Consider the following 21,475-nt stretch of genomic DNA (forward strand, 5'->3'; position numbering starts at 1 on the left):
ATCCGTTATCAATTTGCCGGCGGTGCGGCAGGTGCGGCCGGAGCCGTGGATGGAGCACCGTTGATGTCGTTGAAATAACGGAAGAAGGTCGAGTCGGGAGACAGGACCAGCGTCGTGCCGGTTCCAGACAGCGCGCTGGAATAGGCCGCCATGGAACGATAGAACTCGAAGAAGCTCGGGTCGCGCTGGAAAGCTTCGCCGAAAACCCGGTTACGCTCCGCATCGCCTTCACCGCGCAGGACTTCGGACTGACGCTGGGCATCGGATTCGAATTCCACGACCTGACGGTCGGCAATAGCGCGACGACGCTGTGCCGCCTCGTTACCGCGGGCGCGGATCAGCTCGGCTTCGGCCAGACGTTCCGACTTCATACGCTCGAAGGTCTGCTGCGAGACTTCCTGCGTGAGATCGGTGCGGCGGATACGGACATCCACGATGCTGACGCCAAGCGATTCCGCATCGGGGCGCAGATCGTCACGTACTTCCTGCATCATCGATGCACGCGCATCCGAAAGCGCCGATTCGAAGCCGCGAAGACCGTAGACCCGGCGCAACGACGCGTCGAGACGAGTGCGTAGACGCGATTCCGCCGACATCTGGTCACCGGAGACCGTCTGCCGGAAGCGGCGGGCATCCGTGATGCGATAGACCACGAAGGCATCGACCTCGTAGAACTTGCCGCCGGAAACCTGAACACGGATGTTGTCGTGATCGAAGCGCAGCGCCCGGTTCTCGATATATTGCACCCGATCGGCATCCATGAAGGCGAAGGGCAGCTTGAAATAGAGGCCCGGCGCCGTTTTTACGTCCTGGATCTGACCGAAGCGTACAACGATGGCCTGCTGGCGCTCGGTGACGACGAAGATCGACGAATAGGCCAGGAAAAGCACGGCGGCGAGACCGACAAGAACGGCCGTAAGACGGTTGCTCATATCAGTTGCCTCCCTGCTGTGCCGCGCCCGGATTGCCGCGCATGATCTCGTTCAGAGGCAGATAAGGCACCACACCCTGTTTTTCGTCGATGATGACCTTGTTGGAACCCTTCAGGACCTGTTCCATCGTTTCCAGGAACATACGCTGGCGGGTCACGTCAGGTGCCGTGCGATATTGATCGTAGATAGAAATGAAGCGCTGTGCCTCACCCTCTGCCTCGTTGACGACACGAGATTTGTAGGCGTTCGCTTCTTCGATGATCTGTGCTGCCTGACCACGTGCGGCACCCAGCTTCTGGTTGGCGTACTGGTTGGCTTCCTGCACGAAGCGGTCCTCGTCCTGCTCGGCACGCTGCACTTCGTCGAAGGCGTCGGCCACTTCGCGCGGCGGCGCCGCGTCTTCGATGGCGACAGCATTGATGGAGATGCCGGCCCCGTATCCGTCCATGGTGGACTGGATGATGGTGCGCACATCCGCCGCGATCGCCTGACGGTTATCACGGAAAATGTCCTGTGCGGGACGACGGCCGACGATTTCGCGCATCGCGCTTTCGGAAACCTGCTGCAAGGTCTCAGCCGGGCTGTCGACGTTAAACAGGTAGGATTTCGGATCGGAAACCGTATAGAGCACCGAGAACTGCACGTTGACGATGTTCTGGTCACCGGTCAGCATCACGCCGTTCGCGGAGGAAGACGAAGCGCGCGAACCGATATTCTGCTGCTGTTCGGTCACCTTGACGATTTCAACCGTCTCGATCGGCCACAGATGGAAATGCAGGCCGGGCATCGAAATCTCATCCTTCGGACGCCCGAAACGCAGCTCCACGCCGCGCTCGTCCGGCTGGACGGTGTAGATGGACTGAATGCCGAGGAAAACCAGAACGACGAGAGCGACGATCGCAATCGCGCCGCCATTGAACCCGCCCGGCAGGACATTCTTGAAGCGGTCCTGGCTGCGCCGGATGATCTCTTCCAGATCGGGCGGGCCGCCATTGCCGCCGCCACCGCCGCGAGGCCGGTTAGGTCCTTGCCCCCATGGGCCGCCACCGCCGCCCTGGTTGTTTCCGCCACCACCGCCGCCGCCCCAAGGGCCGCCGCCGCCATTCTGATTGCTCCAGGGCATCAATACCTCTTTATAAAAGCCTCTCCCGATCCCGTTCGAAAGCGGTTGCTCGCGTGCGGCGGGAATATGGACCCGTTATAAGAAGGAGAAGCGCGCGTTTCAACGCAGAGGTGGTAACTAAATACCCAATCAGGGTAAATAGTTCACTTTGACGCGGCTCTGCGCAAATAAGTGGTGAACAGAACCGGATAATTGTCCTTTTCCCCGGCGGGAACGGCATTTTCCTCGATTTTTTCAAAGACATCGGGATCGATTTCCGGAAAAAAGTGTCGCCATCAAGCTTTACGGCCACATGGGTGACGGAAAGTTGATCGGCAAACGGCATGGCCTGACGGTAGATTTCCCCGCCACCGGCCACGAAAACCTCGTCCACACCCAGTTCCGCAGCCTTGCTTTTGCCAAGCGCGAGGGCGTCTTCAAGCGACGACACGACATCCACGCCATCAGGCCTGTAATCGGCATTGCGGCTGACGATGATGTGCGGCCGGCCCGGCAAAGGACGCTCGCCCACCGAGAGAAATGTCTTCCTCCCCATGATGAGCGGTTTGCCCATCGTCATCGCCTTGAAGCGCTTGAGGTCAGTGGAAAGCTTCCAAGGCATATCGAGGTCGCGGCCGATAACGCCGTTTTCCGACACCGCGACGATGATGGTGATGCGCGGCTCGCTCATACCGCGATCGGTGCCTTGATGGTTGAATCCGCCTCGTAGTTCTCCAGCGTAAAGTCTTCGAACTTAAAGGAGAAGAGGTCTCGCACATCCGGGTTGAGGCGCATCGTCGGCAGGGCCTTGGGGGTCCGCGTCATCTGCAATTTCGCCTGCTCGAAATGGTTGGCGTAGATATGCGCGTCACCAAGCGTATGGACGAAATCGCCGGGCTTCAGCCCCGTGACCTGCGCCACCATCAGCGTCAGAAGTGCGTAGGAAGCAATATTGAAAGGCACGCCGAGGAAAATATCGGCCGAGCGCTGGTAAAGCTGGCAGGACAGCTTTCCATCCGAAACATAGAACTGGAACAGGCAATGGCAGGGCGGCAGCGCCATCTCGTCCACCAGCGCCGGGTTCCAGGCCGAAACGATGTGGCGGCGGGAATTGGGATTGGTTTTCAGGGCCTCGATCAAAAGCGCGATCTGGTCGATGTGGCGACCGTCGGGCGCTGGCCAGGAACGCCACTGTGCTCCGTAAACCGGACCCAGATCACCATTTTCATCGGCCCATTCGTCCCATATGGAAACGCCGTTTTCTTTGAGATAGGCGATATTGGTATCGCCCTTCAGGAACCACAGGAGTTCATGGATGATCGAGCGCAGATGCAGCTTCTTGGTGGTGAGACCCGGAAAACCTTCCGCAAGATCGAAACGCATCTGGTAACCGAAGACCGAACGCGTACCCGTGCCGGTGCGATCTCCGCGGTCGGAGCCGGTATCCATCACATGCCGGAGAAGATCGAGATATTGTTTCATGTGTTCTGCCGCCGATTCCCTGATATCAAGGGAATATAATAACACAGGGCGACAGAACCAATCACCAGCGGGTCGCTTATCCCCGCGAAAAAATCAGAGCGACTGGAGTTTGCCCAGTTCCTTGGCCACCAGATAATAAAAGGTCACACGCGACTTGGAGCGGTCTGCGGCCATGGCCTTGGCGGTTGCATCGATCGCCTTATCGGCGCTGTCATCGGTCACGCCAAGCTTCTTGCCGCACCAGTTCGCCTTCACACGCGCAAGCTCTTCCGGATCGGAAGCGGACACCAGCGATGAATCCCGGTTGCGCAGGGCAATGCCGAGATGTTTGACGATCTTGCCGACAATCGCTTCGTCGGCTGCTGCGTCGTATTTCTTCACATCTGCGAGATAGTCAGTCATGTCCACTCCTTCGTGTGTCCCCGGCCCGGTGTTGCTTGTGGTGACCGGTTGTAGGGAGAATGTGTCAGCAATCCCTCGTCGTCAAGAATTGTCTAAATTGTGGGCGGCAAACACGAAATCTTTTCATGGAATTGTCATCGGCCCCTTTTCTCCGCCAAGGGAAACGCCTATATGAACCTTGCCGGGGCAACCCGGCTATGGCGATAAACGGTCGGTGTAATAAACCTATTGGACCCGGGGGCGGTACCCGGCGCCTCCACCAAAAACCGGCGGCTTTTCAAGATGAAGGCCGGCTTTTGATGGGGGCGAAATAGGATCGACAAGGGCGTAAAGATCGAACTTTTGCTCGGCATGATACCGCCGTTATCGGGTCACAAGTGTAGTTGCAAATGACAACAACGCTAAGGAATACGCTCTCGCTGCCTAATGGCGGTGCGGGAATTCCGCTCTAAAGTCCTCACGGTTAGCCCCGTGAGGCGGGGTTCGGAGGTACCTGGCAACAGAAACCTCCACCTTCTCCATTTTGCCTGAATTGGTTATATGATAGCTGACTTGCACACAGCATCGGCTTTTCCGTTGCTGCCGTTCAGGACATTGCGTATACTTGGGTAATGCGTAGCCGCCAGGATCGAAATTGATCCCGGCTTGCGGATTACGCAAAGATTCAAAGTGTTACAGCGTCCTTGGCGCACTTGGTGCGCAGCGCTTTAAAAGACGTTCGAATAAGGGAAAGACAGGACCGCATGGGGCAGGATCATATCCGTTACGACATTCTCGCACAGGATGCCCTTCGCGGCGTTATTCGCAAAGTTTTGGGTGAAGTGGCCGCAACCGGCCGCCTGCCCGGCGACCACCATTTCTTCATAACATTTCTGACCGGCGCGCCCGGTGTGCGGATTTCGCAGCACCTCAAGTCCAAATATGCCGAGCAGATGACCATCGTCATCCAGCATCAGTTCTGGGACCTGAAGGTGACGGAGATCGGCTTTGAAATCGGCCTGTCCTTCTCGGATACGCCGGAAAAGCTGGTTGTTCCCTATAACGCCATCAGAGGTTTCTACGATCCTTCTGTCAATTTCGAGCTTGAGTTCGATGTGCCCCTGGCAGACGAGGAAGAGCTGGAAGAGGCCGAAATCACCGCCTATCCCGTTTCCCATGAGGCAAAGCCGGCTACAACGTCGGAGACGCCCAAGTCCGGCGAGGAAAAGAAGGAAGGCTCCGTCGTTTCTCTGGATGCCTTCCGCAAGAAGCAATAACGGCTTTTTGCCCGATCGCGCGAAGCTCAAGGAGACATATCCGCATGGCCGCCGATATCGTCAATCTGCGTCAGTTCCGGAAGCAGAAAGCCCGTAGCGAAAAAGAAAAACAGGCGGATCAGAACCGCCTGTCCTTCGGTCGCACCAAGGCGGAAAAAAACCTCACATCGGCCCTTAACGAAAAAGCCGCAAAGGCGCTCGATCAGGGGCGGCTTGAAAAGGACGATGGCAGGACCGACAGGGATTGAAGAGCCGGCCTGCCCGGGCAAGCTTTCGGAAGACCGGAAAAAACACCGCCAAACAGAGGCTTGCAGGCACGACATGATTCAGATTCCCAACCGGACCAGCCGGAGAGATTGATCTGATGATCCGCAAACACTCCACGACATTGCACGGCCACCGCACCAGCATTTCACTCGAGGATGCCTTCTGGGACGAGCTGAAAATCATCGCCGAAAAGCGCAAGATCAGTTTCGCCGCCCTGCTTGCGGAAATAGACGACAACCGGCCAGCCGACAGCAATCTGTCCTCATCCCTTCGGGTCCATGTACTGAATTGGCTGAAGAGCAGGTGAGCTTGCTGCAAGGTGGCATCGAAAGATGACACTGCAGCGGCGCGCATATGCGCCGGCTCATATCCAGCCATTCTCCAACTACAAACATTCTTGCCGAAAACTCATAATGTCGTGAAAGCATTCATTAAACATTAGCGCGCTAATTTGTACTGCAAGGCGCTTCAGTACTGCGTAGCCTTGCTTCCAGATTTGTATTTCAAGCTTTTCCTTTTCATCCGCACGCCACGAGGCGACCCATGGTTTCCGCCGCTTCGGGAACGAGCATCGCTGTTTCCGTCCTCTCCTCCTCATCCACCTCGTCTTCAAGCGTTGCCGAACTGAAATCGCAGATTGCCGAAAAGCAGTCAGAACTCGCCCAGACCTCCGAAGCGAAAGCACAGGAAGAACTGAAGAGTACTATTGCATCGCTGCAAGCGCAGCTCGAGGCACTCGAAAACAGCTCCGACAAATCGGCTTCCTCAAGCAACAGCGCGGACAAGCCCAGCCTGTCGGGGGAAAGCAGCAGGGTCGGTACCAAGAATTTTGATGCCGACACGCCCTTCGGCGAGCGTGAAGCCTGGATTTAACAGGCTAACGGATAATTTTGGCAAAGTGGTCGAAGCGGCAGCTGTCCGGACCGCGTCAAAATTCGCCCTGAGACACGGGCTCTAACCTCTCCCCAAAACGCGCCGTCGTCGCGGCAAACTTACGGATTGGCCGGAGCGTTTTCGGGCGCCAGTTGCCTGATCGCATCTTCAGTTGGAGGCACCGTCAGGGCCGGCGTTGATTGCCGCTCGGGAACAGGTTGCTGCTGCTGTTGCTGTAACCGCTCCTGCTGTTCCTTTTCCTGCCGCAGACGCTCCTCTGCCGCCGCCTTCAGGCGCGCCTCCTCTTCGGCCTTGGCCTTGGCTTCCGCCTCCACCCGTTCCTTTTCAGCCTGACGTTCAGCCGCCTGAGAACGATAAAGCGCCGTTTCACGACGCAGGCGCTGCTTTTCGAGAACGCTGGCCTGCATGGCCTCGACGCGACGGCGTTCCTTTTCGAAAGCCCGGAGTGACAGATAATTGCCGAGCGCCGAAACATCGGTCGTCAAAGCCGGTGCGGCGAGCGGACCGTTATAGTTGAGACGCAGCGACGGTTCGGCGCCAGCGACCACTTCGGTGCCGGGATTGAAGATAAGATCGAGATCGCCATTAACGGTCGATGCTGCAATATCGACCGTCGCATCTCCGGTAAGCGTCACCGGATCGATCCCGGCGCGCAAATTCTGGAAGTTCAGCGCGCCGCCATTCAGGGTGAATGGCAGGGCTACGTTGCCGAGCGGTATTTCGCCCTGCCACAGGCTCTGATCCACCAGCGGCCGAACCTTTGGCGCGTCGATCGGCTGCTGTAAGCCTTCCGCCGCCTGCAGGATCGGCGGAAAGGCACCGGGATTAAGCCCTTTGAGCACAAGCCCGCTGGCGCGCACTTCCCCGGAGCCACCTGCCGATTTCAAAATTTCACCAACGCTTTTGCCCGTCGATTCGGCGGTCAGATCGATAGCAACCCGGCCCGTCGCGACCGGGCCGTTGGCATTCGCCCACAATATCGACTCGGGATTGGCGTCGTTCACCGCGATCTTGGTGCGGAAAATGCCCGCTCCCTCGCCTGTGGACATGGCAAGCCGCCCGGTCAGCTTTCCGCCCATTAAGGTGCCGGCGATATCATCAAGCGCGAGATTGCCATCATCATGCGTGATCTTGGTCGACAGACCCGTGACCGTGCCGAAGGGACCGGCCTCGAAACTTTCCGCTTTCAGCGAGAGCGAGGCCTTGAGTTGCGGGAAAGCCGGCATGGCCAGCGGCTTGGCGTTGAGCGTGCCCGTTTCCGGGTCGATCACCGGTCCGTAGATCGCATCTCCGAGCCAGGCAAGATCGACGGTTCGAAGGGCAAGATCACCGGTGACGGAATGGGGGGCCGCGCGCTGGAACGCCAGACTGCCCGAGAAGGGGTTGCCGCCCGCCTGCCCGCCGAGGGCGGAAAACGCAATCTTCTGCGCATCCACCGCCATTTTTCCGTTCGCCTTCAGCGCCATGCCACCACCAAGCTGCGGCAGGCCAACCGCGTTCATGATGAGATAGGGCTCGATATCAGCGCTTTCGAGCGCCAGATCCGCACTACCCTCGCCGAAATTGGCGGCGGCAACGGCAAAGGATCCGATCATCGAGAAATGCGTGCGCTCCGTCGAGAAACGGATATCGGTCTGGACGGGAGAACCGAGCGTGCCGTTGAGCTTGACGGAAAGCAGCCCTTCCCCGTCGGCATCGAACGGCAGGGGATCAAGCCCTGCCTGCCCGAACAGGATCGCCGTCGACTGGTTTTTCAAAACCCCTTCCAGCGACATCGCCGTATCATCGGTGATGGACAGGAAATCCGGCATCTTGGCCACGGCCGACAGACGGCTGCCGTTGACTGTGCCGGAAACGGCGACATTGGCGCCGCCATTTTCGCTGTTGACCGAAACATCCATGGCAAGGTCGGAATTGGCGTACCACGGAGAACTCGCCGCCAGACGGCTGAGGAACGGATGACCAGGCAATTTCTGCTGCAGCATGGCGAAGAACGGCTGCATGTCTGTCGCATGCAGGTTCACCGTGCCCTTGCCCGCATATTTCAGCAACGACCCCTGCAACTGCCCTTTCGCCTTGACTTCGGCACCGGCGATATCGCCAGCCGTCATCTTTTCAAGCGAGAGAACGCCGCCCGCCATGGTGAAGGCGGTTTCCACATGATTTGCAGTCACACCGGCCATGTTGAACCGGTCGGCCTTGAACTTGGCGTCAATGCGATGGTCGAGAACAGAACTTCCGACCTGATCGCCGAGCGCCAGGCTGCCAAGCGCCTTCAGGGCGTCGAGATCGATCTCGTTACCGGCAAGATCGATCGAAAGATTGGAGGCCTTGCCGTCAGAGCGCCGTTCCAGCTTCCCCTTCAGAGAGGCGTCGCCAATGGCAAGCTCGAGATTGTCGAAACGCTGGTTCAGCGTCGTCAGCGAGACGTCGGCGGAAAAACCGGCTGCATTGAGCTGGCGGATCGCCGGATCGACAGAACCGGAAAGCCAGTTTGCCAGCCCGGATGGCTGGTTGGAGGCAACGAGCAGATTGCCGTTGAAAGCGGGACCATCCAGCAGCGTCAGGGAACCTTTGGCTTCCAGTTGCGTCCTGCCGGGCAGCGTTGCCACGGCGTTAACCACCTGCCAGCCGCTGCCATCAGGGCGCACGTCCAGCCGAATGTCACGAATTGTCGTGTCGTCGGAAACCAGCGCCGGTAGGCTGATGCTGGCCTTGCCCGGCACCGGCGGAACCGGAATGCGGGCGACCATGGCGGCAAATGCCTCGATGCGCTGGCGCACGGAGGCGGTGGGCTGGCGCGAGGTCTTGCCGGTCTGCACGACGGGCGGTGCGAAACGATTGACGTCGATCTGCTGGCCATCCGCCGTCAGCAGGAATTCCGGCTTGGCCCCGGTATCCAGCGTTGCCTCGCCGGTCACAACGTAAGGATTTTCGTTGCCGCCGAGCTCCATGCGGTAGCTCGGTATGCGCACGCTTTCATTCGTCAGTTCGAAGCTTCCGCGGGTGCGCGGCGACGAGAACAGCGATTGCCCGCCCTGCTGCTTCTGTTTTTGGTCTTCACGGAAACTGAAGGCGAAGGAACCGCTATAGGCGGGCTTTCCCGCAGTCGCGGCAATCGCACCGTCCAGATCGACCTCAACCGGATGTTCATCCGGCACCACGCGAATCCGCAGGCCCATGCGCCCATTGGCGTAATCCGGCTCGCTGCTCGACAGCGAGAACGAGCCTGGATGCCCGTCAACGGCGGCGCGCCCTTCCGCCTTCCATGGTCCGGCCAGCGAATTGGCGGACATGTCGGCGTTAAGACCCGTCACAACACGGTTGCGGCCGGATTGCTCATCGATGAATTCGATCTGCCCGCCTTCGATCTGCACACTTTCCAGAACCACGGTGCGGGCTGGAATTTCCGCCCGGCTGCCGCGCATCCAGTCCAGAGTGCCGTCCTTCAAAAGCCGGATCTTGGCCTTGGGTTCCTCGATGCGCATGTCGAAGATACGCGCTTCACCGGAAAGGAAAGGCGCCAGCTCGGCATCCATGGAAAAACGCGCCACCTGAATGAGCGGCGATCCGTCCGCATCCGTTCCGGCGCGCACGTCATGCAGCGTCACCGAAGGAAAAGGCAGAAGCCGGGCTTCGACGCGACCGTGCACCACCACCTTCTTGCCCAGAATGCGGCTTGCCTGATCTTCGAAATCGCGGCGGAAATCCGTCCAGTCAACGAAATAGGGAATGAGCAGCGCTGAAAACAGCACCACGGCCAGCAGTCCGCCCAGAAAAACCAGAATACGCCCGAGCACTGAACTGCTTCTCCCTTCGCGAACGCTGCAAACCTATTCTTATTTGCCTTAACGGCAAGCAGCCTTTTGTACCAATCAATTGTGAGAATGATCAGACAAGACGGAACAGTTTGCCTGGATTGAAGATGTTATCGGGGTCGAGAGACGTTTTGATGGCGCGCATCACATCCAGCGCATTTCCCGATTCTTCGGCCAGAAAACTCATCTTGCCCTGGCCGATGCCGTGTTCTCCGGTGCAGGTGCCGTCCATGGCGATGGCCCGGCGATTGAGACGCGCAACGAAAGCTTCGGTTTTGGCGACACTTTCGGCATCCTTGCCATCGAACAGGATGAGTACATGGAAATTGCCGTCGCCGGCATGACCGACGATCGGCGCCAGAAAGCCGTTTTCCTTGATATCCCGTTGCGTTTCCACCACGCAGTCCGCCAGCCGCGAAATCGGCACGCAGACATCGGTGGACAAACCGTCGAGATGCGGCGCGAGCGCCCGCGAGGCCCAATAAGCGTCATGCCGGGCCTTCCACAGCTTGTTGCGCTCGGCCGCATCGCTGGTCCAGCGGAAATCGACGCTGCCGCATTCCGCCGCGATCTCTGCAAATTGCTGCGATTGCAGGGCCGCCGTCTCTTCGGTGCCGTGGAACTCCACGAACAGCGTCGGTTTTTCCGCGTAGTTCAGGCCGGAATAGGCATTGCAGGCCCGCACCTGCACTTCATCAAGCAGTTCGATGCGCGCAACCGGAATACCCATCTGGATCGTCATGATAACGGCGTCACAGGCCGCCTGAATACTGTCGAAGGTGCAGACGCCACCGGCGATCTTTTCCGGGATGCCCTGCAACCGCAGCGTAACCGAGGTCAGAACCCCAAGCGTGCCCTCGGCGCCGACGAAAAGCCGCGTCAGATCGTAACCGGCCGACGACTTGCGGGCGCGGCGAGCAGTGCGGATTTCCTCACCATTGGCAACAACGGCGGTAACGGCCAGCACATTGTCCTTCATCGTGCCGTAACGCACGGCATTGGTGCCGGAGGCTCGCGTGGAGGCCATGCCGCCGATAGAGGCATTGGCACCCGGATCGATCGGAAAGAACAGGCCGGTATCACGCAGATAGACGTTAAGGTCCTCGCGCGTCACACCCGGCTCCACCGTCACGTCAAGATCTTCGGCGTTTACCTCAATGATGCGATTCATCCGGCTGAAATCGATGCATATTCCGCCATCAGGCGCATTGACCTGCCCTTCCAGCGACGACCCCGTACCGAAAGGAATGACCGGCACCTTATAGAGCGCGCAGGCTTTCACCACGGCCTTCACGTCATCGGCGCTCTCGGCAAAAACGACACCGTCGGGCGCCTGCAAGGTCAGATAGGTGGTGGTATGGCCGTGCTGCTCGCGAAACGCCTGCCCAGTCTGGAGCTTGTCACCCAGCTGCTGCTTCAGCGCTGCAAGCACCGACGCGATGCCTTCCTCGTTGCGTTTTCCCGCGACCACATCTTTCAGCGCCATCGTCCATCTCCACCGCAAGATACCGCCGTAACGGACTCGATCCGTTACGAAATTCCGTTGGGTGGTATGGGATAAGGTTAAGGCTTTGTCCAGCCGGTCAGCCGCCCGGACGGTAGGAACAACCTCCTCTCATATGGCCTTCCGCATGCACATACTGCCAGCCCTGAGCAAGCTCCAGCTCGTATACATCTTATACGTGAATTTCTTCATTGATGCTCATAAATGCATATAAATTACAACCGGAATGCGGAGCCGGGCTAGAAACGGGTCCGTATTCAAACATCAGGGTTTCAACATGACTACAATTATAAGTCAGCCCTTTGCAGGATCGAATTATTTTCGACTGATGACCGAGAACATTCCCGAAAAAAACCGGGCAAGTAGCCCTTCCGGCGCCACGAATGGTGTTGACCCTCTGACCGCACTGATTGCCTCCAGCGCGGACGACGAAACGGGCGACCTTACCTACGACATGAGAGGCAGGATCGACGGGAGGCCGGAGAGAGATAATAACGATGCTGAAGAAGCAAAGAACAATGCGGATCCAGTGGCGGATAGAGACTGGATGGAAGAGATTATCCGAACCACCAGCCTCAATCTTTCCCCGGCCTCAAGCAAACGGGATGTGTGGGGAGAGGAATTACGCTTCAACCGCGCCATGCATACCCCAGGTGTGCGGCCTGAAGACATTGTTCGCAATTTCGTTCCCGAGGGCATGACGAAAGAAAGCGTGCATGATCTAACGCCAGAGGCATATCAGGCTGAGCTAAGTAAAGCATACCACAATGCTTCCGTGCGAGAACAGAGAGAGAGTTGGGCACTCGCTGGTATCGACTATGATACCTACTGGGCTAATTTTGATAGCCCCGGCTATGCCGCCATGGGCATTCCGGGAAGCATACAGTCCTTACAGAATGCGATCGATTTTTATAACAGCACACACAAAATCGAAGCCAAAGGAGTCGATCCGAAAACCCTGACCGAGAAACAGCGGGTAGTTCTTAAAATGTTCGAAGACACCAATAACTACTGGAAAAAGCGAGCCAAAGATCAACTCGACCAGACGATTTCCAGCCTGTTCAATAGTTATGACAGAACAGGAAACCTGATTGAGACGGACGCGAACGGCAGGGTAAGCGTTGGAACCTTTGAACTATCGTATAAAGGCGTCCAGATTTATAGCCCGAACAGGAGTTAATCAGCTGCCACGATCTGCTTAGCGCGTCGCGCTCTCGGGCTTGCCCATAAATTTTTATTCCGCCGCAAGCAGCTGCTTGTCCTCCTCAAGCGCCTTCCGACGCGCGGCAAGTTCCAGTTCGCGGTGGAGGCGGATTTCCTCATCGGCTTGCGGTTTGGCGAAACGGGCAATCAGCAGGTAGGAGACCGGGGTGATGTAAAGCGTCACCAGCGTCGCAAAACCCAGACCGCCGACGATGACCCAGCCGAGCGCGATGCGTGCTTCCGCCCCTGCTCCCTGCGCCAGCACCAGCGGCACGCCGCCCAAAATGGTCGCGATCATTGTCATCATCACCGGGCGCAGGCGAATGCTGGTGGCTTTTTCGATGGCTTCGCGCACGGTGGCGCCCTGGTCACGCAGATGGTTGGCGAATTCCACGATGAGAATGCCGTTCTTCGCCATCACGCCCACCAGAAGCACAAGCCCGATCTGGCTATAGACATTGAGGCTCGATCCGGTGACGAGCAGCGCGATGACGGCGCAGGCAAGACCGAGCGGCACCGTCGACATGATTATGATCGAACTCAGGACACTTTCGAACTGCGCGGCCAGGACCAGGAAGATGATGGCGATGGCAAAACCGAAGGTCAGCAGCATGCCGCTCGAATTCTCCTCAAGCGTCGCCGCCTCGCCGAGCGGCAGAAGGCGGGCGCCGGGCGGCAGGAGGGATTGTGAGAGCTCGTTCACCTTTTCCAAAGCCTGACCGAGCGAAACGCCGTCCTTGAGATTGGCGGTAAAGCCGACGGAGGGAAGCTGCTGCTCGCGGTTCAGCTGCGGCGCCACCGCATTTTCCTTCAGGGTGGCAATGACCGACATCGGCACGATCTTGCCGTCACCTGTTTTCAGGAAGACGTTTTCGAGATCGGTCGGGTCGTTGATCGGCCGGGTGGAGGACAGCAGCCGGACCGGGATTGCATCCCCATCCACGAAGACGTCGACAACCGAACGTCCTTCCAGCAGCGATTGCATGGCGCGTGACAGGCCGGTGATATCAATGCCGAGATCGGAGGCGCGCTCACGGTCGATGGAGACGGATAGCTGCGCCTGGTTGGGCTCGTTGTCCAAACGCGGCGTTTCGAACAGACCGCTTTCCTCCATGGAAAGCAGTAGTTTCTGCGTCGCAGCCGTCAGTGCCTGATAATTGCTGCCGACCATTGCCATCTGCAGGCCGTTGCCCGCACCGCGAATGCGCAAACTGTTCGGCTGCATGGCGTTGCCGCGCAGCGCCGGCACCTTGTTCGCGGCAGCGGTAACATCGGCGGCAATCTGGTTCTGTGTGCGGTCGCGATCAGCCCACGGCGCCAGCGTCAGCACCAGAAAACCGGTGTTGGAGGAACCGTTCATACCGGTGATGGAGTAAATATTGCGGATTTCGCCACTGTCGCGCAGCGGCTGGAGATTTTCCTCGATCCGCTGCAACTGGTCGCGCGTATAGTCGAGGCTGACACCCTGCGGCGCCGTCACACGCATCATCACCGAGGCGCGGTCCTCGCGCGGCGTCAGTTCGTTCTGGATCATGCCGAAGGCAATCCAAGACAGGCCCGAAAAGACGAGCGCAACGATGATGACGATGAGCGGGTTGTTGAGGCAGGCGGAAAGCGTCTTCTTGTAGGTGGAGGCAAAGACATTGCCGAACCACGCCAGCGGTCCCGTGGGTTCCTTCAATCCGTCTTTCAGCATCCGCGAAGCGAGCATCGGACAAAGCGTCAGGGCCACGATGGAGGAAAGACCGACAGCGAAGGCTAGAACGAAACCGAATTCACGGAAAAGGCCACCCAGCTGGCCCGGCAGGAAGGAGAGCGGAATGAACACTGCGGCAAGGGTCGCCGTCGTCGCAATCACCGCGAAGAACACTTCCTGCGTGCCGAGAACAGCGGCAGCGCGCGGCCCCATTCCCTCCGCACGGCGGCGCACGATATTTTCCAGCACCACGATCGCATCATCGACCACCAGACCCGTCGCCAGAACGATGGCGAGCAGCGTAAGGATGTTGATCGAGAATCCGACCATGTAGATGGCGATGATCGTGCCGATCAAAGCCACCGGCATGGTGATCGCCGGAATGAGGGTTGCCCGCCAGTCACGCAGGAACAGGTAGAGCACCACAACCACGATGAGCGCGGAAAGACCAAGCGCCAGTTCCACCTCGTGCAACGCGCCTTCAATGAAGACGGCGTCGTCACTGGTCACCACGATGCGCGTACCCTGCGGCAGGTTGGCCGACATGGCCTCGACGGCAGCCTTCACGCCGGTGGAGATATTGAGCGTATTGGACTGCGCCTGCCGGATGACGCCGAGACCCACGCCCTGCACACCATTGGACCGCAGCGAGGTGGATTCGTCATCCGCACCCAGCATCACGGTTGCCACATCGCGCAGGCGGATATTGTCCTTGATCAGAAGGTTGGAAAAATCCTCAGGCTTCGTGAGGCTCGCGGTCGCGCGCACGACGATGTCCTGCGTCGAACTTTTCAGCGATCCCGCCGGCACATCAAGCGCGGCACTGGCCAGCGCGGTGGAAATGTCCGTCACCGTCAGACCACGGCTGGCAAGTGCGGCCTGATTGAGATCGACGCGGAAGACTTTTTCCTGATCGCCGTAAAGCTCCACATCCGCCACGCCATCGACGGCGGCAAGGCGGTCGATGACTTCGTCATCCACCAGCTTGGTCAGATCTTCCATGCTGAGCGTGGACGAAGTGACGGCAAGACGCATGATCGGCTGGCTGTCGGAATCCGCCTTGATGATCTGCGGCTCGTCAGCATCGTCAGGCAACTGGTTGGTTACGCGGCCAATGGCATCGCGCACATCGTTTGCGGCAACGGCCATATCGACATTGTCGCCGAATTCCATCGTTACGCGGCTGGTGCCGAATTGCGAATTGGAGGAGATGGATTTGACGCCGCTGACGCGCGCAACAGCCCCCTCAATGGTCTGCGTCACTTCCTGATCGATGGTTTCGGGCGCCGCACCTTCATAGGTCGTCCTGACGCTGATGGACGGCCGGTCCACATCCGGCAACTCGCGCACCTCAACTCCAACCAGCGCGGCAAGGCCGGCAACCACAAGCAACGTATTGAGAACCGCTGCCAGAATGGGCCGGCGAACGAACAGTGCGGTGAAGGCGAGCTTGGAATCCTGACCCGAAGGCGACTGAGTCGTCATTGGCTGGCAACCTCCTCGGGCTTCGGCTGGCTTGCGACACGGACGGCACCCCCTCCCGCACCCGCTGCAATCCTTCGGTCACGACCTGATCGCCTTCCGCCAGTTCCGCTTTCACGAGAACGGCGTCGGGGTTACGCTGCACGATCTGCACCCGCACCTTGGCCGATTTATTGTCGGTCACGCGCCAGACATAGGAACCTTCGGCATCCCACTGCACGGCCAGCGGATCGACGGAGGCATAGGTCTCTCCGGCAAAACGCATGGTGACGCCAAAGGACATACCGGCCCGAAGCTCATCCTTCTCGTTAGCAAACCGTGCCCGGATGCGGATGGTACGGCTTGCGGCGTCGACACGGTTGTCGACGGCCTCGACCTCACCCTTGAACGTCTCGCCGGGGCGTGAAATCGAGGTGGCCTCTACAGGCATTCCGACGGTAATTGCAGTTACGAACCGTTCCGGCGCCCAGAAATTGACCAGAATTTGAGAACGGTCATCAATGCCGACGATCGTAGATTGCGTGGTGACATTGTCGCCGATATTGGCGGCCACGATCCCGACAACACCCTCAATCGGTGCGACGATGTCGCGGCGCCTGAGGTTCAGCTCGGCGGTGCTCAGTGCAAGCTTGGCGGCTTCTTCGGCAATCTGCGCGTCCAGCACATCAAGGCGGGATACGGATTTCAGGTTACTGTAGGAACTCGATTTTTCGACGGCGCTGCGTAGCGCAACCTGCGCCTTGTCCCGCTCGATCACCTGCTCCTCGTCATCGAGCCGCGCGAGCACCTGCCCCTTTACGACGCGGGCGCCGGATGAAATGCGGATTTCCGAAAGCGTGCCTGATGTCTGCGGCATGACGACAACCGACTGGATGGCCTCGCCACTGCCGATGGCGTTCAGCCTGTCATTGACCGTGCCCTGCTTGACCGGAGCCATCGCCACCAGGGTCGCATTGCCATCGCGGCGTGCGGCGCCGGCATTCTGTCCGGATGACGAACCGGGTGTTCTGGCACCGGATGCGGCAACCTCGACCGCGCCAACAGGTGTTTTGCCGATGCCGATACCCGCGAGCAGATTCCGCGCTTCGGGTGAATAAAACCCCCAAAGACAGAGTCCTGCTCCCGCCACAGCAAGACAGACACCCACCTGTTTCCACACCCGCATACAATTCTCCGATTATCCGCACAGCATAAACCCGCCCCGAAAAGAGCTTTTCGGAACGGTAGAAGTATTCCCGCATGCCTTAACGAAGGCAACGCACAAATCCGTTCCTTACATAATTGTAATTTGTGATGAATTGTCGTCGAAAGCGCACTGACGGCCATTTCTGTCGCAAACATTCGCCAATCCGGTAATCTGCAGCTGAGATAGCCATGACGGGAGGAATGCATGAGCACCGTAACGAAAGCCGAAAATCCTGAAGCCAACCCGCGCGTCAAGGCTGTGTTCGACGATATCCGCACAACGCGGAAATCGGATTTCATCAACAATATGTGGCTCTACCTCGCCTTCGATCCCGATCTTCTGGAAAAGACCTGGGCCGAGGTCAAGGCGGTGATGGCCACACCTTCAGCGCTCGATCCGCTGGTGAAAGAAATGCTTTATATCGCCGTTTCCGTCACCAATGGCTGCTCCTACTGCGCCCACTCCCATACCGCAGCTGCAAAAGCCAAGGGCATGACGGGCGAACAGCATGCCGATCTCATGCGCGTCATCGCCCTTGCCGCCAAGACCAACCAACTGGCCGTGGCGCTGCAATTGCCGGTGGACACGGCTTTTGATGCCGACAGGCGGGCCTGAGACGAAAAAACGTCTTGGAATAGGCGTTTTGACTGATGATACCGGAATAAAAGCAGAACACGGTTCTAGCCTTTATATACCGAATCACTACATTGGGCCGCATGAGCAACAGTTTTGACGATATGCCGTTCTTCGACGAAGAACCTGAGGCGCCGCGCAAGGCGACGAACAATGCCGATGCAGGCAACGCCGGCGGGCTTGGCATTGCCGCGCGCGCCATGGCGGCACGCGATCAGGCCCGGCCCACGCCCGACTATCTTTCCGGCCTCAACCCGGAGCAGCGCGAGGCCGTGGAGACACTGGACGGCGCTGTTCTGGTGCTTGCGGGCGCCGGCACCGGCAAGACCCGCGTTCTGACCACCCGCATCGCCCATATTCTGGCGACCGGACGCGCCTATCCCAGCCAGATTCTGGCCGTGACCTTCACCAACAAGGCCGCCCGCGAGATGAAGGAACGTATTGGCGTTCTGGTCGGCGGAGCGGTTGAGGGCATGCCCTGGCTCGGCACCTTCCACTCCATCGGTGTCAAGCTCTTGCGTCGCCATGCCGAACTCATCGGCCTGAAGTCTGATTTCACCATTCTCGACACCGACGATGTGGTGCGGCTGATCAAACAGCTTATCCAGGCCGAAGGTCTTGATGACAAGCGCTGGCCGGCCAAACAATTCGCCGGCATGATTGACGGCTGGAAGAACAAGGGACTGACACCGCCGGATATTCCCGAGGGCGATTCCCGTGCCTTTGCCAATGGCAAGGGCCGCGAACTTTACACGGCCTATCAGAACCGGCTGAAAACGCTGAACGCCTGCGATTTCGGCGATCTTCTGCTGCACCCCATCAGCATCTTCCGCCGCAATCCCGATATTCTGAAGGAGTACCACCAGAAATTCTGCTACATTCTGGTGGACGAGTATCAGGACACCAATACGGCGCAATATATGTGGCTCAGGCTTCTTGCCCAGCGCCCCAAAGGCGAGCCGCAAAACGTCTGCTGCGTCGGCGACGACGACCAGTCGATCTATGGCTGGCGCGGCGCCGAAGTGGACAACATCCTGCGCTTCGACAAGGATTTTCCCGGTGCCAAGGTCATCAAGCTGGAGCGCAACTACCGCTCCACCGAGCATATTCTCGGCACCGCCGGCCATCTGATCGCCCATAATGAAGGGCGTCTCGGCAAGACCCTGTTCACCGAGCGCAGCAGCCCCGACGATGAGAAGGTCGTAGTGCATGCGGCCTGGGATTCCGAAGAGGAAGCCCGCGCCGTCGGTGAAGAAATCGAGCAGCTTCAGCGCAAGAACCACAAGCTGAACGACATGGCCATTCTCGTCCGCGCCTCCTTCCAGATGCGCGAGTTCGAAGACCGTTTCGTCACGCTTGGCCTCAATTACCGCGTCATCGGCGGTCCGCGCTTCTACGAGCGTCTCGAAATCCGCGATGCCATGGCCTATTTTCGCCTTGTCTGCCAGCCGGCCGACGATCTGGCCTTCGAGCGCATCGTCAACACCCCCAAGCGCGGCCTGGGCGACACGACCATCCGCAATCTGCATGATTACGCCCGCGCCCGCGACATTCCGATGCTGGCGGCAGCGACCGACATCATCGAGACCGACGAGCTGAAACCGAAAGCGCGCAAGGCGCTGTTCGACGTGGTGCAGGATTTCCGCCGCTGGCAGGGGCTTCTGGAAAACACCGAACACACCACGCTTGCCGAGCAGATCCTGGACGAAAGCGGCTATACTGCCATGTGGCAGGCCGACAAGACGGCGGAAGCACCCGGTCGGCTGGAAAACCTGAAGGAACTCATCCGCTCGATGGAGGCCTTCGAGAGCCTGCGCGGTTTCCTCGAGCATGTCGCGCTCGTCATGGATGCCGAGCAGAACGAAAATCTCGATGCCGTCTCAATCATGACGCTGCATTCCGCCAAGGGGCTGGAATTCGACACCGTCTTCCTTCCCGGTTGGGAAGAAGGTCTGTTCCCGCACCAGCGGGCGCTGGACGAAGGCGGCCGCTCCGGTCTGGAGGAAGAACGTCGTCTAGCCTACGTCGGCATCACCCGCGCCAAGAAGCTATGCCATATCTGGTTCGTATCGAACCGGCGTATCCATGGTCTGTGGCAATCCACCCTGCCCTCGCGTTTTCTCGATGAACTGCCGCCAGCGCACGTGGATGTGGCGGCATCCGACAGCAATTACGGTGGTTACGGCGGACGCGGCGGTTATGGCCAGTCCCGTTTCGACAAGGCGGAGCCCTTCGCCAACAACTACTCCACCCCCGGCTGGAAACGTGCCCAGGCCAACAAGTCCGACGCGACCCGCGATAACTGGGGCACACGCTCCGGCCATGCGGTCGAGAGGATTGGTTATGGCGAAAGCGGCCCCCGCGCCCGCACGATCGACGGCGAACTGGTGGCCAAATCGGTTGCCGACACACCGTCGAAATTCGTGGTCGGAGACCGCGTTTTCCATATCAAATTCGGCAATGGCAACATCTCCGCCATCGAGGGTAACAAATTGACCATCGATTTTGACCGCGCCGGACAAAAGCGTGTGCTGGATGGATTTGTGGAAAAGGTTTGATTCGACAACTATGAGTGTGCGAATGCAGTTTTTTCCATAGCCCCCGTCACGCCGTTGCAATAAAGGAGTTGCAACAGGGTGCAGAAACCGGGCGAGGACTGCTTTGCATATTTTACCGAAAAGCGGGCGCAAGCTTGCCGTTTTCCTGATCAATATGGAAAGCGCCACCAAGCGCCTCGAGGACATGAACGCACGCCTCGACGCCATCGGGCTGAAGGCAGAGCGGGTCCCAGGCGTCAATGGCCGTGAACTGAATTATCCTATCCCGGAATTCAGCGAGCTTTCCTATATGCTCATGCATGGCCGCCGCACCTCGCCGCCGGAAATCGGCTGCTATCTCAGCCATGTCGCCTGTGCCAACAGGTTCATGGGCAGCGATGCCGATATCGCGCTCATTCTTGAAGACGATGTCGTCTTCGAAAAGGATTTCCTGGAAGCAATCGACGAGGCGATAGTGAACGGGAGCGACTGGGATCTGCTTCGGCTGACCACGGTCAGCAACGGTCGCAAGTTTCCGTTCCGCAAGCTCGTTGGCGGACGCTCACTCGCAATTGCGTTGACGCGGGAAAAGGGTTCGGGCGCATATCTCGTCAACCGCCGCGCCGGCAAATGGATCTCGAAGCTGATCCCCATGCGGCTTGCCTACGATATTGCCTTCGACCTGGAATACCTCGCTGGCCTGAAGGCAGCCTTCATCTACCCACTCTGCGCCACGCAGGATGCGGACGGGGAAAGCCAGATCCAGAACAATCTGCGGATATACCGTCTGCCCCGCTGGCGCTACTTCACCGTACTGCCCTACCGCACTTTTCTGGAAACCAGCCGTTTCCTCATGCGCAGCCTCCGCTTTGGCGTTGCCAAGCTGACCGTTGCGCTGGAGCGCGGCAAGGGCAAGACCGTTCCCACCGGCAATTGACTGCGCTGGCCTACACTTCGCCGGGCGTGAACCCAACCAGATAGACCGCGGCGATCACAGCTGCGAGAGTGAAAATCGAAATGACGAAAATCGTCATCCGGTTCAAGGGTTTGCGCGTCGTTTTCTTCATGGTGGAATAATGCG

Annotated in this window: 15 protein-coding genes, 1 other RNA gene and 2 pseudogenes; 9 read left to right on the forward strand and 9 right to left on the reverse strand. The window is 58.8% G+C overall.

Annotated features, from left to right (window positions below; translation table 11 throughout):
- Positions 1–8: 8 nt before the first annotated feature.
- From hflC to RBH71_RS22215, 5 genes and pseudogenes are all read right to left on the reverse strand, one after another.
- Positions 9–932: a protease modulator HflC gene (gene hflC, locus RBH71_RS22195; RefSeq protein ID WP_003513118.1), complete on the reverse strand. Its 924-nt coding sequence runs from the start codon at positions 930–932 to the stop codon at positions 9–11.
- Position 933: 1 nt separating this feature from the next.
- Entirely contained in the window at positions 934–2,055 is a 1,122-nt protein-coding gene (gene hflK, locus RBH71_RS22200) for an FtsH protease activity modulator HflK (protein WP_003513120.1), read from the reverse strand.
- A 143-nt stretch (positions 2,056–2,198) separates the two neighbouring features.
- Positions 2,199–2,725: pseudogene (locus tag RBH71_RS22205) on the reverse strand (dihydrofolate reductase).
- Positions 2,722–3,516, reverse strand: a complete 795-nt coding sequence (locus RBH71_RS22210; RefSeq protein WP_003513123.1) for a thymidylate synthase — start codon at positions 3,514–3,516, stop codon at positions 2,722–2,724. The pseudogene RBH71_RS22205 and the gene RBH71_RS22210 overlap by 4 nt, the downstream one beginning before the upstream one ends.
- A gap of 93 nt (positions 3,517–3,609) precedes the next feature.
- Positions 3,610–3,918, reverse strand: a complete 309-nt coding sequence (locus RBH71_RS22215; RefSeq protein WP_003513125.1) for a DUF2853 family protein — start codon at positions 3,916–3,918, stop codon at positions 3,610–3,612.
- A gap of 141 nt (positions 3,919–4,059) precedes the next feature.
- Between RBH71_RS22215 and ssrA the strand changes: the two genes are divergently transcribed.
- From ssrA to RBH71_RS22240, 5 genes are all read left to right on the forward strand, one after another.
- Positions 4,060–4,432, forward strand: a transfer-messenger RNA (tmRNA) gene (gene ssrA / locus RBH71_RS22220).
- Between the two features lie 229 nt (positions 4,433–4,661).
- Positions 4,662–5,174, forward strand: coding sequence for an SspB family protein (locus RBH71_RS22225; RefSeq protein WP_003513127.1), 513 nt, complete (start codon positions 4,662–4,664; stop codon positions 5,172–5,174).
- 44 nt (positions 5,175–5,218) lie between these two features.
- On the forward strand, positions 5,219–5,422 hold the full coding sequence (locus RBH71_RS22230) for a DUF4169 family protein (protein WP_003513129.1): 204 nt from the start codon (positions 5,219–5,221) through the stop codon (positions 5,420–5,422).
- A gap of 116 nt (positions 5,423–5,538) precedes the next feature.
- Positions 5,539–5,748 (forward strand): ribbon-helix-helix domain-containing protein, encoded by a 210-nt coding sequence (locus tag RBH71_RS22235; protein WP_003513131.1) that lies wholly within the window; start codon positions 5,539–5,541, stop codon positions 5,746–5,748.
- 236 nt (positions 5,749–5,984) lie between these two features.
- Positions 5,985–6,314, forward strand: coding sequence for a hypothetical protein (locus RBH71_RS22240; RefSeq protein WP_003513134.1), 330 nt, complete (start codon positions 5,985–5,987; stop codon positions 6,312–6,314).
- Between the two features lie 119 nt (positions 6,315–6,433).
- Here RBH71_RS22240 and RBH71_RS22245 read toward each other — a convergent pair whose 3' ends face one another.
- Positions 6,434–10,135: an AsmA-like C-terminal region-containing protein gene (locus RBH71_RS22245; RefSeq protein ID WP_003513136.1), complete on the reverse strand. Its 3,702-nt coding sequence runs from the start codon at positions 10,133–10,135 to the stop codon at positions 6,434–6,436.
- Positions 10,136–10,226: 91 nt separating this feature from the next.
- Positions 10,227–11,639, reverse strand: coding sequence for an FAD-binding oxidoreductase (locus tag RBH71_RS22250; RefSeq protein ID WP_003513138.1), 1,413 nt, complete (start codon positions 11,637–11,639; stop codon positions 10,227–10,229).
- A gap of 295 nt (positions 11,640–11,934) precedes the next feature.
- Here RBH71_RS22250 and RBH71_RS22255 point away from each other — a divergent pair, with 295 nt between their 5' ends.
- Complete coding sequence (locus RBH71_RS22255; RefSeq protein ID WP_141566654.1) at positions 11,935–12,837, forward strand: hypothetical protein; 903 nt, start codon at positions 11,935–11,937, stop codon at positions 12,835–12,837.
- A gap of 54 nt (positions 12,838–12,891) precedes the next feature.
- On the opposite strand, the gene RBH71_RS22260 is transcribed toward RBH71_RS22255, so the two are convergent.
- On the reverse strand, positions 12,892–16,041 hold the full coding sequence (locus RBH71_RS22260; protein WP_003513144.1) for an efflux RND transporter permease subunit: 3,150 nt from the start codon (positions 16,039–16,041) through the stop codon (positions 12,892–12,894).
- Positions 16,038–17,203 (reverse strand): annotated as a pseudogene (locus RBH71_RS22265) (efflux RND transporter periplasmic adaptor subunit). Before RBH71_RS22265 ends, RBH71_RS22260 begins: the two are co-directional and overlap by 4 nt.
- 225 nt (positions 17,204–17,428) lie before the next feature.
- Between RBH71_RS22265 and RBH71_RS22270 the strand changes: the two are divergent.
- The 3 genes from RBH71_RS22270 (at position 17,429) to RBH71_RS22280 (ending at position 21,331) form a co-directional block, all read left to right on the forward strand.
- Positions 17,429–17,839 (forward strand): carboxymuconolactone decarboxylase family protein, encoded by a 411-nt coding sequence (locus RBH71_RS22270; protein WP_003513149.1) that lies wholly within the window; start codon positions 17,429–17,431, stop codon positions 17,837–17,839.
- Positions 17,840–17,940: 101 nt separating this feature from the next.
- Positions 17,941–20,415: an ATP-dependent helicase gene (locus RBH71_RS22275; protein ID WP_111801007.1), complete on the forward strand. Its 2,475-nt coding sequence runs from the start codon at positions 17,941–17,943 to the stop codon at positions 20,413–20,415.
- Positions 20,416–20,518: 103 nt separating this feature from the next.
- Entirely contained in the window at positions 20,519–21,331 is an 813-nt protein-coding gene (locus RBH71_RS22280; RefSeq protein ID WP_003513152.1) for a glycosyltransferase family 25 protein, read from the forward strand.
- Positions 21,332–21,475 lie beyond the last annotated feature (144 nt).

The sequence above is a fragment of the Rhizobium sp. AN68 genome, from assembly GCF_030758035.1.
In the GTDB taxonomy this organism is placed as follows: Bacteria; Pseudomonadota; Alphaproteobacteria; order Rhizobiales; family Rhizobiaceae; genus Agrobacterium; species Agrobacterium tumefaciens.

What these genes read in the sequence shown, in the direction of transcription:
- hflC (WP_003513118.1), bottom strand. Translation starts at nt 932, where the DNA reads ATGAGCAACCGTCTTACGGCCGTTCTTGTCGGTCTCGCCGCCGTGCTT.
- hflK (WP_003513120.1), bottom strand. Translation starts at nt 2,055, where the DNA reads ATGCCCTGGAGCAATCAGAATGGCGGCGGCGGCCCTTGGGGCGGCGGC.
- RBH71_RS22210 (WP_003513123.1), bottom strand. Translation starts at nt 3,516, where the DNA reads ATGAAACAATATCTCGATCTTCTCCGGCATGTGATGGATACCGGCTCC.
- RBH71_RS22215 (WP_003513125.1), bottom strand. Translation starts at nt 3,918, where the DNA reads ATGACTGACTATCTCGCAGATGTGAAGAAATACGACGCAGCAGCCGAC.
- RBH71_RS22225 (WP_003513127.1), top strand. Translation starts at nt 4,662, where the DNA reads ATGGGGCAGGATCATATCCGTTACGACATTCTCGCACAGGATGCCCTT.
- RBH71_RS22230 (WP_003513129.1), top strand. Translation starts at nt 5,219, where the DNA reads ATGGCCGCCGATATCGTCAATCTGCGTCAGTTCCGGAAGCAGAAAGCC.
- RBH71_RS22235 (WP_003513131.1), top strand. Translation starts at nt 5,539, where the DNA reads ATGATCCGCAAACACTCCACGACATTGCACGGCCACCGCACCAGCATT.
- RBH71_RS22240 (WP_003513134.1), top strand. Translation starts at nt 5,985, where the DNA reads ATGGTTTCCGCCGCTTCGGGAACGAGCATCGCTGTTTCCGTCCTCTCC.
- RBH71_RS22250 (WP_003513138.1), bottom strand. Translation starts at nt 11,639, where the DNA reads ATGGCGCTGAAAGATGTGGTCGCGGGAAAACGCAACGAGGAAGGCATC.
- RBH71_RS22255 (WP_141566654.1), top strand. Translation starts at nt 11,935, where the DNA reads ATGACTACAATTATAAGTCAGCCCTTTGCAGGATCGAATTATTTTCGA.
- RBH71_RS22260 (WP_003513144.1), bottom strand. Translation starts at nt 16,041, where the DNA reads ATGACGACTCAGTCGCCTTCGGGTCAGGATTCCAAGCTCGCCTTCACC.
- RBH71_RS22270 (WP_003513149.1), top strand. Translation starts at nt 17,429, where the DNA reads ATGAGCACCGTAACGAAAGCCGAAAATCCTGAAGCCAACCCGCGCGTC.
- RBH71_RS22275 (WP_111801007.1), top strand. Translation starts at nt 17,941, where the DNA reads ATGAGCAACAGTTTTGACGATATGCCGTTCTTCGACGAAGAACCTGAG.